11 protein-coding genes are annotated in these 11,635 nt (G+C 68.0%); 2 read left to right on the top strand and 9 right to left on the bottom strand.

Annotation, left to right across the window (positions count from 1 at the left end):
* Positions 1-5 precede the first annotated feature (5 nt).
* From SH922_RS37955 to SH922_RS37925, 7 genes are all read right to left on the bottom strand, one after another.
* On the bottom strand, positions 6-1,637 hold the full coding sequence (locus SH922_RS37955; RefSeq protein WP_393063057.1) for a metalloregulator ArsR/SmtB family transcription factor: 1,632 nt from the start codon (positions 1,635-1,637) through the stop codon (positions 6-8).
* Positions 1,638-1,645: 8 nt separating this feature from the next.
* Positions 1,646-2,725, bottom strand: a complete 1,080-nt coding sequence (locus SH922_RS37950; protein WP_393063056.1) for an anion permease — start codon at positions 2,723-2,725, stop codon at positions 1,646-1,648.
* Between the two features lie 70 nt (positions 2,726-2,795).
* A complete protein-coding gene (locus SH922_RS37945) occupies positions 2,796-3,593 on the bottom strand; it encodes a methyltransferase domain-containing protein (RefSeq protein WP_326656709.1) in 798 nt (265 codons plus the stop codon).
* 24 nt (positions 3,594-3,617) lie between these two features.
* A complete protein-coding gene (locus SH922_RS37940) occupies positions 3,618-4,730 on the bottom strand; it encodes a GTP-binding protein (RefSeq protein WP_360861801.1) in 1,113 nt (370 codons plus the stop codon).
* A 39-nt stretch (positions 4,731-4,769) separates the two neighbouring features.
* Entirely contained in the window at positions 4,770-6,038 is a 1,269-nt protein-coding gene (locus SH922_RS37935; RefSeq protein WP_393063055.1) for a GNAT family N-acetyltransferase, read from the bottom strand.
* Between the two features lie 30 nt (positions 6,039-6,068).
* Entirely contained in the window at positions 6,069-7,319 is a 1,251-nt protein-coding gene (locus SH922_RS37930) for an RCCLKC-tail radical SAM protein (protein ID WP_285570385.1), read from the bottom strand.
* Positions 7,320-7,833: 514 nt separating this feature from the next.
* Complete coding sequence (locus SH922_RS37925) at positions 7,834-8,142, bottom strand: ArsR/SmtB family transcription factor (protein ID WP_371602230.1); 309 nt, start codon at positions 8,140-8,142, stop codon at positions 7,834-7,836.
* A gap of 76 nt (positions 8,143-8,218) precedes the next feature.
* On the opposite strand from SH922_RS37925, the gene SH922_RS37920 reads away from it, so the two are divergent.
* On the top strand, positions 8,219-8,626 hold the full coding sequence (locus tag SH922_RS37920) for an arsenate reductase ArsC (RefSeq protein WP_393063054.1): 408 nt from the start codon (positions 8,219-8,221) through the stop codon (positions 8,624-8,626).
* A gap of 3 nt (positions 8,627-8,629) precedes the next feature.
* Here the strand turns inward: SH922_RS37920 and SH922_RS37915 are convergent, their stop codons facing one another.
* The gene (locus SH922_RS37915) at positions 8,630-8,896 is read right to left on the bottom strand and encodes a metalloregulator ArsR/SmtB family transcription factor (RefSeq protein WP_363065467.1); all 267 of its coding nucleotides are present in this window, start codon (positions 8,894-8,896) and stop codon (positions 8,630-8,632) included.
* 572 nt (positions 8,897-9,468) lie between these two features.
* Here SH922_RS37915 and SH922_RS37910 point away from each other — a divergent pair.
* A complete protein-coding gene (locus SH922_RS37910; RefSeq protein WP_393063053.1) occupies positions 9,469-10,404 on the top strand; it encodes a hypothetical protein in 936 nt (311 codons plus the stop codon).
* A gap of 98 nt (positions 10,405-10,502) precedes the next feature.
* Here SH922_RS37910 and SH922_RS37905 read toward each other — a convergent pair whose 3' ends face one another.
* The gene (locus tag SH922_RS37905) at positions 10,503-11,249 is read right to left on the bottom strand and encodes a site-specific DNA-methyltransferase (RefSeq protein WP_371602233.1); all 747 of its coding nucleotides are present in this window, start codon (positions 11,247-11,249) and stop codon (positions 10,503-10,505) included.
* Positions 11,250-11,635: the final 386 nt, after the last annotated feature.

The raw sequence follows: 11,635 nt of genomic DNA, 5'->3' as shown, positions 1-11,635 counted from the left end.
ACGGTTCAGCTGGCAGGGGGCTGGGCTCGCAGTTCGATCAGTGCGCTCGGATCGGCGAGGTCGGCGGTCACCTGCTCGGGGTCCTCGCCGACGGCGATGACGTATCCGTAGCGGTTGAGGTAGGCGCGCGGCGGCAGGGCGAGCGCGGTACCGGGGCCGGCGGTGGCCACGGCGCGATGGATGGTGGGGCCGAGGCGGTCGGTCCGGACGGTCACGGTGGCCGCGATGCAGTCCTGGGCCGGGTAGAGGAAGCGGATCGCGGCGGTGTGGCTGGTGCGGGGTGCGGTGTCGGGGGTGAACCCGGCGGCCACGCGGGCGGCGGCGACTGCAGGGTCGGTTCCGGTGGCGAGGGCTCCGAGATAGGGGATGAAGTCACCGCCGAGCCGGGCGTTGATCTCGATCAGCCGGGGCCCGTGTGGGGTGAGTTTGAACTCGGTGTGCGTGGCGCCGTGGACGTAGCCGATCGCTTTGTGGATGCGGTTGAGCTGGTCCAGGAGTTCGGGGTCCTCCATGAGAGGGTCGGCGCCGTGGACGGTGTGTCCGATTTCCTCGAAGTAGGGGTTGCAGCCGACCTGCTTGCGGGCCAGGACCATCGGGGTGCAGACGCCTTCGGTGATGACAGCGTCGATGCTGATCTCCTCACCGGTCAGGAGCTCCTCGATCAAGACGTCGGCTTCATAGCGCGGCACCCCGGCGTAAGTGGCCGCAGCGGCGACCGCGTACGCCTCGCGGACGCCAGCAGGGGTGTCGGCGCGCAGGACGCCCATGCTCCCGGCGAGTCCGCGGGCCTTGACGACTACGGGATATCCGATGGTCTCTGCTGCGGCCGTGGCCTCATCGGCGTCGGCCACGGGGGTGGATGCCGGCTGCGGGATCTCGGCTTCGTTGAGGATGGCGCGGGTGGCTGCCTTGTCCCGGCAGGCCTGGACCGCGCGCGGCGGGCTGCCGGGCAGGCCGAGGGTCTGGGCGAGCTGCGCAGCAGCGTGCACAAGTGACTCGTCGTAGGTGAAGACCCCCACGACGGGAAGAGCGGCTGCGACGTGACCAGCAGCCTCGTGCAGGGCGTGGACGTCTTTGGTGTTCAGCACCGTGGCGCCTTCGATGTACGGAAGTTGCCAGGTGGGCTCGTAGGCATCCAGGAGCCAAAGGCGGAAGTCACGGGTGATCGCGGCGAGGATGTACTCGCGATAGCGGCGGTCTCCGCTGCCGATGAGCAGGAGGACGGGGGCCGGCGTGTCGCCGGTGGGCGGGGTGGTGGCGTCCATTTCGGGCCTCTTGATGGGCGTGTGACCGTCGGGGTGTGCGGCTGCGGTGCGGGGACTGGCGCGGCCGGGGTAGGGGCCGTTGCAGGTGAGGAGACCTGCGGGGAGCTGGGTGAGGCAGTGGTCGTCGAGGCCGTAGAGGATGTCGGTTCCGGCTCGGGCGGTGGTGAGGAAGCGGGCCTGGCGCAGGATCTTGAGGTGGTGGGAGACCGTCGACTGGCTGAGCTTGAGGTGGTCGACGATGACGCCCGCTGGTACCGGGCGTTCCTGTCGGCTGACGAAACGCACGATGAGAATGCGTGTCGGGTCGGCGAGGGCCTGGAACCAGCGGGCGTACTCCTCGGCGGTTGCCCGCCCAAGTGAGGGCTCGTGCACGAGGGTGGTTAACGGGCCACCAGGAAGACCAGGGCGGCTACCGCTGCGGCGAAGGGCGGGGTCACCAGCCAGGCGATGAGGAAGTGACGCAGTGTCTTGCCGCTCAGACGGCTGAGGTTGGCCCCTGCCGAGCCCGCGATGGCGCCCGTCGAGGTGTGGGTGGTGGACATGGGCAGCCCGTAGCCGGCGCCGAGGCCGACCAGGGTGGCGGTGGTGATGTTGGCCATGAACCCTTCGCGGTGGTTCATGCGGATGACGCCTTCGCCCAGGCGCTGGGCCAGACGCATGCCACCGGTGAGGGAACCGAGGGCCATCGCTCCGGAGACCAGGAGCATGATCTGCCAGGTCGTCATGCCGGCCGGGACCAGGGCGAACGCGCCGATGGCGACGATCTTGGGGGTGTCGTTGAGGCCCCGGGCGAAGCCGGTGGCACCGCTGGTGAGCCAGTGTGCGGCGGCCAGGACGCGCCCGGCGGGGGGCTCGGTGGCGGTGGTCGGGGCGGCGTTGACGCGTTCGGCGGCCAGCACGGCTCCGCCCTCGCCTGCCGGGGTGGCCGGGGATGCGGGTTCGGCGGTCGCTTCCGGCTCAGTGGTGGGGGGCTTGGAGGCGGCGCCGCGGTTGAAGACCAGGGCCAGGACCAGGGATATGGCGTAGGCGATGCCGATGCTGACGAGCAGCGGGATGATGAGTTTCTCCGGAATGGCACTCCAGGCGATGGAGTCGGATGCGAGCAGCATCCCGGCGCCCAGGAGGGCGCCGATCAGGGCGTGGGTGGTGGAGACGGGCAGGCGCAGGACGGTGGCGAGGGCGACCCAGGCGACCGCGCCGGCGAGCACGGCGACGGCGAATGCGTCGGTCGGTTCAGCGGTGACGATGCCCGCGGAGAAGAGCTTGGTCATGCGGTCGGCCAGGGCCAGGGAGCACAGGCATCCGGCGAGGGTGGTGACGGTGCCCCACACAATGGCGGTGCGGTACTTGGTCACCCCCGCCCCGGCGAGGGTGGCGACGCCTTTGGGGACGTCATTGCTGCCGTTGGCGGCGGCAAGGGCCGCTACCAGGATGAAAACGAGCACGACAGTGAAAGACATGGCGGTGTCTCCAGTGTGTGAAGGGGCCGCGGCCATCAGGGGGCCGCGGCCCGGAATCCGGCGGTGCGGATCAGCAGCAGGTGCCCCCGGGGGCACACTCCTGCGGAGCGTCGGCTTCGTTGTCGACGGGCTTGCGGGCGCGGATAATGGCGGCGTGCAGGCCGTCCGCGGCTTCCTGGGTGAAGACGATCTCGGTGTCCTTCAGGCCCACGGCGTCCAGGAGTTCGCGGTACTCCCCCACCGACAGGGCGCCTGCGATGCACTGACTGTGCCCGCCGCGCTGGGCCCGCTCGTCGGGGCTGAGGCGGTCCTCGGCCACGACGTCGCTGATGCCCAGACGTCCGCCGGGGGCCAGCACGCGGGCCATCTCGGCGAACACGGCTGGCTTGTTCAGCGACAGGTTGATCACGCAGTTGGAGATGATGACGTCGACGGTCTTCGCGGGCAGTGGAATGGACTCGATGGTGCCCTTGAGGAGGACCACGTTGTCGATCTCGGCGTCTTCGATGTTGCGGGCCGCCAGAGCGAGCATCTCCTCAAGGAAGTCCAGCCCGAAGACCCGCCCGTCGGGGCCGACGCGGCGTGCGGACAGGATCACGTCCAGTCCGCCACCGGAGCCCAGGTCCAGAACCGTTTCTCCTTCCCGCAGTTCGGCGACCGCGCTGGGGTTGCCGCAGCCCAGGGAAGCGAGCAGGGCGGTGTCCGGTGCGGCGCCGGGGCCGATCTCGTCGTAAGCGGCGGGGCCGAAGGTATTGGGGTCGGGGGAACAGCAGGCGCCACTGGTCTCGGCCTCTTCGGCCTTGGCGCGGTAGTAGGCGCGGACCTCTTCCTGCAAGGTGCCCGAGGCCGTGGTGGTGGTGTCACTCATGTCTGAAGTCCTTGAGGAAGGGGGTCAGGCGCCGGCGGGGGCGAGGCGGTGGACCGGGCGGGGGTAGGACGGCTTGAAGGAGACCGGTGCGGTCGCGGAGGACATGACCTGGTGGCTGTCGTCGGCCGCTTTGACCGCCGCGGTGACGGCCTGGTCGAGGGCCTCGGGCTCGCAGGCGATGCGGGCGTTGATGACCGCCCGGCCGGCCGGGGCATGGGCAGCGGCGGCGCGGTCGCACGTGGGGTCGGCTCCGGCCTGGGTGCAGCTGAGCTTGGCGAAGTCCCCGTCGGGCAGCTCCACGGTGAGCTTGGCATGCCCGATCACCGCATTGCCGTCCTGTGCCCAGCGGGAGAGCCCGGTCAGTACGGTGCCGGCCCAGGCGGTGGCGTCGAAGCCGGTGCCCGCCACTGCTGAGGTGAGGTCGAGTTCCTGGTTCATCCAGGCCAGTTGCGCCTCGGCGGCGGCATAGCGGTCATAGTCGATGTCGAGCTGGACATCCTGGTTGGTCGCCGGTGCCCGCCAGGCGTCGGTGAGGTCCTCAAGTCCGGCACCGGTGGTGGCGGAGTAGCCCACCACAGTGGCGTTGGGGTACCGGGCGGCCAGGTCCTTCAGCAGAGTCTCGGCCCGTGGCGCCGGGATGGTGTCGAGTTTGTTGACGGCGATGACGTCGGCTTCGGTGAGCTGCTGGCGGAACAGGTAGGAGAGGTCCGATTCCGGTTCGGCTCGCTGGGCCGCGCGCTCGAAGGCCAGGTGGCGCAGCGGGTCGACGACCGTGGTGAGGGGGGCGACGACCATGCTGTCGCCGTAGTACTGGCGCAGCGGGCGTACGACGGTAGCCTGCAGGTCGGTGCAGGAGCCGACGGCCTCGGCGATCACGACGTCGACTCCGTCGGAGTCGACCAGGGCGACGACGGCCTCGACGAGGTCCTCGAACTTGCAGCAGAAGCATCCGCCGGTGACTTCAGCGACGCTGCCGAGTTTGCTGCGGACCAGTTTGGTGTCGACCAGCTCGACGCCCTGGTCGTTGGTGATGACGGCGACTTTGCGGCCGGTTTCCTGCAGGGCCAGCGCGGTTGCGGTCATGGTGGTGGTCTTGCCCGCCCCGAGGAACCCGGTCAGCGGAATGAACGTGATCATGTCGTTCCTTCTGGTCCGATTCGAAAGCCTGGGAGGGGGTCAGCCGGTGGAGCAGCAGCCCCCGTCCGGGCTCTGGCCGAGCAGGGTGAGGGGTGCGGGCTGGGAGGGTGCGGCTGTCGCGTCACCGAACGCGATGCGGCGGCTGGCGCCGAAGGCATCCAGCCAGGTGGCAGCCTGGGGACGTAGGTCGGGGTCGGACATCACCAGAGTGGTGGTGACCTTCCTCGGGGTGCAGCCGCGCAGGGCCTTGGCCTGGTGGGCGCCCGCACCGAACTCCACGGTGCGCAGCCCTTCGGCGTAGGCGTCCTTGACGGGTGCGTCCAGGACCAGGGCGAAGTAGATGCCGCTGCGTTCGCCGATCGCCGCGTAGTCGAAGCCGGCCCACTTGGGGAACAGGCGGTGGTTCTTGCGTACGGTGACGCAGGTGGCGACCAGGGCGCCGTCCTTGTAGCCGAGGTAGGCGCGTACGTCGGCGCCCTCGTCGATCAGCGTGGTGAGGATGCCGGCGATGTGCCCAGGCTCCTCGCCCGCACCGTTCTTCTCCCGGTTGAGGCAGGTCAGTTCCGCGATCCGGGCCGTGTAGGGGCGGATGTTCTCGCCGTCGACACGCTCGATGGTGACGCCTGCCGCCAGGGCGCGGCGCACGTCACCCTTGATGCGCTGGCGCTTCTTCAGCGGCAGCGCGGCCAGGTGCCCTTCCCAGCTGCCCGCGTCCAGGCTCATGAAGTCCTCGAAGCCCCAGAAAGCGCTGTGACCGCCGGCCGCGTTCAGTGCGGTGACCAGGGCCTCGTTGCCTCGCCGGTCGGGTATCCACGGGGCGGCGATGCAGCGGATGCCCGCCTCGAAGGCCGCCGGGACGAGCTTGTCGACGATCGCACCCATGAGGGTGGGCGTCCAGAAGTTGTAGGCGACCTCTGTGCGGTAGCCCAGCGGAGACCCGAGCAGGAGGGTCGGAAAGAACGGCTCAGTACCCAGGGCGTCGACTGCCGCGCTGCGGGCGGCATCCGTCTCCGCGCCGCAGCACACTTCCTCACCGCTGGGGGCCTGCCAGCCCAGGTAGGTGCGCGGCTCGTGGTCGACGACCGGCGGGTTGGTGATGATGTATCCCGGCAGCAGGGCCAGTTCGCCCCGCGCGCGGGTGGCGATCGTGTGCCAGGGCTGGGCCTCGGGCAGGACCTTCTCCGTGGCCCGCAGCCAGGTGGGTCCCAGGTAGGGCCAGGAGTCGGTGAGGCGGTCGAGTTCGCCGGACCAGTCCATGTCGGGCAGGGTCTGGCCGGTGGAGATGACGATGCGGGGTGATCCACCCATGTCAGTGTCCTTCGCGTATGAGGGGGCGGGTCAGCACTTCACGCAACAGCGGATCTTGCCTGCGTCCTCGGCATCGGTGCGCCGGTCCTGCCACAGCTCCTCGACGCGCTTGTCGGGGTGGGTCCACTCCACCCAGAAACCGCGGTCGACGGTGGCGATGTCTTCCATCCACGGCGAGGACAGCAGCGGGGACCCCTTGAACAGCAACAGCCGCGTCTGCAGGGCCGTGGGGTCGGTGACCCGGGCCAGCCCCGTCTCCACCAGCCAGTCCTCGAACCCGAGGAGTTCCTCGTACTCGATCCATGGCGTGAAGGGAATGAAGGTGGGAAACAGCTCGAAGCCGATGCGTTCGGCTTCCGCCACCGCCTGCTTCATGTGGTCGACGTCGATGTGCTTGTCGAAGATCCGCAGGATTCGGTTGGAGGGGAACTCCAGCGCGCACGTCACCTTGCGCAGGCCCAGCGAGACGAGCTTCTGCAGTTCCTTGGTGTAGTCCAGGACGTGGTCGACGCGGGTGGTGAACTCGAACGTGATCGGCCCGATCGCCTCGACGAGCCGCTCGACGACACCGACACCAATGGTGCGGGAGTTGAAGAACTCCGCGTCGATGAAGCAGAAGTGCCGTACGCCTTCCTCGGCCAGTTGCAGGGCGTCGGCCAGGACGGTGTCGCCGTCGAAGGCTGCCACCCCGCCGTCATAGGCCCCGTACACCGAGCAGTAGGTGCACTTGTGGTGGCAGCCGCGGGATGCCTCGATGTTGCCCATCAGCCCGTACGGGGTGTGGTGGGCCGGGTAGTGCACCAGCGAGGGGAACAGCTCCCTGGCCGGGGCGGCCACGCTGATCCGGCGGCGCGGCGGCTTGGGACGCATCCCGCCGGCTGTCATCAGCGCCGGCACCTCGCCCAGGGGCATGGTCCCGGAAGCGAGGTGGACCAGGTCCTCGGCGATCAGTTCCGGCTCCTCCATCGCCACCCCGCTCACGACCTGGAGGAATTCACGATGATTCATCTGCGCGTACTGGCCGAACGTCACCACCAGGGTGCCGTACGCCTCGCTGACGCGCCGGGCCAGGGCGATACCGCGCTCCAGACCCTCGAACTGCTGCACCGAGACCAAGGTGAGATCGAACGGGCCCTCAGGCAATGCGTCAGGCTGCAGATGGGCGTCCCAGCCCACCACGTCAGCGCCGTGATCACGCAGAGCAGCCGCCACGCAGGCAGAGGTCAGAGGTTGGAGCTCCGCCTCGAAAGCAGAAGCCACGAGCACACGGGGTGTGGTCACACGTCCCCCCAGGGAGTGGTCAGAGTGAGCGACGAAACAGCCGGGCCGGCAGAGACCCGGGCCTGGTCGGTGACGGCCCTGTCAGTCCGACGGCGGAACACTCCCAGCATTAAACGATGTATGTCAATAGATCGATGAATAGCTGGTACGCACGCCCGGACAGTGGCGCAATGTGACACCCTCCCGGTGGCGCGATCCGATCCATGCAGCACGGAAGGCCCGGTCACCGGTGCAAACGCGCAGAGTTGGCGTTCCGCAATTACGGTCCGGCGCACCGGACTCCCCAGGTCACGCGGTCCGCAAAGGCATGGGGTGAAGAGGGTTAGCAACCATTGAGCTGGGGTAGCACCAGCGTCATTGAATCGGCGTACTTCGATGTACCTGCCGTTCCGGAGCAGCACACTGCTCCGGAACGGGCACGACCCATCAGGATGCGGTCAACCGCTCGTCGGCAGGCAAGGGGGACACACCACACGTGCACTGGCGAATGCGGAATCTCCCGTTCAGAGGGGAGTTACGGACAGGGGCGCCGGGCGTTTCCGGCGTTGTGCACACTCTGCGCCAGGCCGCCGAAGAAGGATGCGAGTGCTTCAAGCGCCTCGGGCCGGACCTTGTAGTACGTAAAACGGCCACACGGTTCGGTCTCCACCAAACCTGCCTCACGCAGCACCCGCAGATGGTTGGAGAGGTTGGTCTGGCGCGCACCGGTCTCAGCCACCAGATGCGTCGTACACAACGCCTCCTGGGCCAGCAACGTCACAATCCGCAGCCTGAGCGGGTCCGCAAGCGCCCGCACAACCTCAGCGTCGACCGATGTCAGCATGAGATTGATGGTGACACATCAGGATCGTCCGCGAGGCAGACCACCAGGCACACACCCATACGCACAGGAGCAATCAATGCCCGTCAGACCGTCGGTACTCTTCGTCTGCATCCACAACGCCGGCCGCTCCCAGATGGCCGCTGCCTGGCTTCGCCACCTCGCCGGCGACCGCATCGAGGTCCGCTCCGCCGGCTCCTCACCTGGCAACGCGGTCAACCCGGCCGCGGTGGAGGCCATGGCAGAGGTCGGCATTGACATCTCAGACCAGGCCCCGAAGATCCTCACCGTCGACGCTGTAAGGGCTTCGGACGTCTGCATCACGATGGGCTGCGGGGACACCTGCCCGGTCTTCCCCGGCAAGCGCTACCTCGACTGGAAACTCGAAGACCCCGCAGGACAGGGCGTCGCAGCAGTCCGCCCCATCCGCGACGAGATCAGAACCCTCGTCGAAGCCCTCATCAAGGACATCGACCCAACCTCGTAACGCCTAGTGCGGCACGAGGGAGCCAAAGACGCGGTCCTGCAAGTCTCGCAGCGCGGAGGGAACCAGGGAAAACCAGGCCCAGGTACCCCGCTGCTCGCGCGCGAGAAGGCCGGCCATCGCAAGGATCTTCAGATGACGGCTCACCGCGGGCTGGCTCAATCCCAGCGAATCTGTCAGGTCGCACACGCACAACTCCCCTGCAGGGGCCTGCTGGATCAGATGCAGAATCTGCAGCCGGGCCGGATCAGCCATAGCCTTCAGCCCCGCCACTCTCAGCTCAACCTCGTCACGAGCGATGAGGTCCCCAGACGGTCCCGGTGAGCAAGTCCCTTGCACCGTGGGGCTCGTAGGTAAGTTTGAAGCAGCAACAACAACCATGCCCTAACTCTACGAGCCATCGGCTCCACGCAAGATCCGGGGCAGACGATCCCGACGCGAGCACATCACCACGGACAGTCAATGGGGCACGATCCCACGATCGCCCCGGCCCGGCCTGTGTTGACCCTGCCCGACCTTTCCGGTTGAGCTTCGGGTTGGGTACGTGACACGGCTACTTGAGCAATCCCTGGCATTATCCGGTCCACATGCTCGCTCACTGAACAGCAGGTCAGAGCCTTCAGCGGCCTCGCCCGGAGATGCGGCGCCTGTGCTCGCCTCCGTCGTGACAGCCGGGCGCCGACGCGCCTGGACTTGTTGCTGCTGGGATGCCGAGGGTCCCTTCACTGTGCGTGATGCTGTGCCAGTGCAACGCCATCTCAAGGCAGGCGCCTCGCCTTTCGTTTGGAATATCCATCGGACCGTTTCGATTGCTTCCCTTGTACTGATCTCGGGAGGGGGGACTGGTGACCGAGCTGATGTTGTTCCGGCGGGACCCGGACGGGCGGGATGTCGAGCTGTCCGGTTCGACGGTGGCGCTGGAGGTGGAACTGCAGCGGCGGGTTGAGGCCGGTCTGGAGCAAATGCTCGGCATCCGGTTCGTGGCGTCGGAGTATGCGACCGGCCCGTGGCACCGAGGGCGGATCGACACCTTGGGGCTGGACGAGAACGGCAGCCCGGTGGTGATCGAGTTCAAGAAGGGCTCCGACAGCGGAGTGCTGTCGCAGGCCGTTTCCTATCTGTCCTGGCTGGAGTCGGCGCGGCACGAGTTCGAGGCGCTCGTGCGGAAGGTGCTGGGCGTGGAGGTTGCAGAGTCGATCGACTGGCGTCGTCCGCGGATGGTCTGCATCGCGGCCGGCTTCTCCCATCACGATCGTGTGGCGGTGCAGCGCCTGGCTGAGCGGGTCGACCTGGTGCGCTATCGGATCTTCGAGGGCAATCTGCTGGGCCTGTTGCTCGTTGACGCCTCGCCGGGCTTCCCGATCGCCGCCTCGTCCCGGCGAAATCGGGAGCGGGAGACGGCGATCGGCACCGCGTTGGCGGCACCGGTGGCCCCTTTGCCGGCGGGTACTGGCCTCGTTCCTGAGTGCCTGCGGGACCTGTACGGGGAGGTGGACGACGCGCTCACGGCGTGGGGCGAGGTCGAGGTGGCGCCCTTGCGGCACTACATCGCCTACCGGCGGCTGGTGAACGTGGCGTCGGTGATCTTCCGTCCGAAGTACGAGGCGATCCTGCTCTATCTCAGACTCGACCCGGGCTCGGTCGTGTTGGAAGAGGGCTTCACCCGGGACATGCGCGGTGTCGGGCACCTGGGGACCGGGGACTTGGAGGTGCGCCTCGTTTCGGCGGCTGGCTTGGAGAAGGCGGCGCCGCTGATCCGGCGAGCGTTCGAGGCTACCTGACGCAACGAGAAGGGCGGCTGGTGCATCGGATACTCGATGCGCCAGCCGCCCTTCGGCGTCTGCGGCCCGTAGGCCCCGGGCTCTCTCTGCTCTCATGATCACTCCTCTGGTCCGGCCAGGTCGAAGTCGTCCTTCGTCAGCTCGGCGCGCAGCCGCTGCTCGGCGACGTCGGCGTAGTGCGAAGACAACTCGACGCCCACGAAGCGGCGTCCCTCGCGCAAGGCCGCGACTCCTGTCGAGCCGCTGCCGGTGAACGGGTCGAGGACGGTGCCGCCTTCGGGGCAGATCTGTACGAGCTGCTGCATGATCTCGACGGGCTTCTGGGTGATGTGGACCCGGTCCTTGCGGGGCTGTGAGGCGATGTAGTGGCCGGGCAGGTAGAGGTCGCGGGTGTTGTCGAGGGATCCCTTGACTCCCCAGATGATGAACTCGGAGTCCTGCTTCGGCCCGCCCTTGCGTGGCCGACTGGCGGGCTTGATCCACGAGATGGTGCCGCTCCAGGTCCAGCCGGCCATTTGTAGGGCGTCGGTCGTGGTCGGTCCCTGGCGCCAGTCGGAGAAGACCATGGCCACCGCGTGCTCGGTGGAAGCTCGGTAGGACTCGGTGAGCAGCTCGGTCAGCCAGGAGCGGTACGAGCGCTGGTCGCGGTTCTCGCCGGGGAAGTTGGCGAGGTCGTGCGCGCTGTTGCTGGTGACGTACTTGGCGCGTGCGGTGCGGCCGGTGCGGTCGGAGCTGGTCCGGCCTCCGGAGTTGTACGGGGGGTCGGTGATCACGGCGTTGACGCTCTCGTCCGGGAGCGTCTTGAGCACAGTGAGGGCGTCGCCTCGGTGCAGCGTGTAGCTCATGCGCGGGGCCTCTCTATGGGCGCGGCTGGACTGGGGCCCGCTCGGGACAGCGCTCAACGGCAGGCGTCTCGGGCGGGGTTGCGCCGGAGGTTAGCCGTGATTCCCGGCCGCACCCAATGAAGCGAAGCGTGCTCCGGGACCGGGTCAAAGGGCCGTTTGGTGCGGCCGGATTGCCGGTCTACTGTCTCGCCATGCCACCGGGACAAAGCCTCGCTTCATCTCCGCTGGCCTGTGCTTATCCGTGCTATCTCGTCCAACAGGGCAGTGCGGAAGGCGCGTCTTCGCTCTCGTTCCGCATGTTGTGAGGAGGCCGGGTGTACTGCCTGAGATTACGAGCGCGGCCGGCTGCCGCGCGTGACCTGAGACCGGCGTCCGGGAGCTACGAA

Origin of the sequence: Streptomyces sp. LN549 (assembly GCF_043203805.1) — a bacterium.
Lineage (GTDB): Bacteria > Actinomycetota > Actinomycetes > Streptomycetales > Streptomycetaceae > Streptomyces.
Note: the sequence above shows the minus strand (reverse complement) of the source record. Positions and strands in the feature narration are given on the sequence as shown.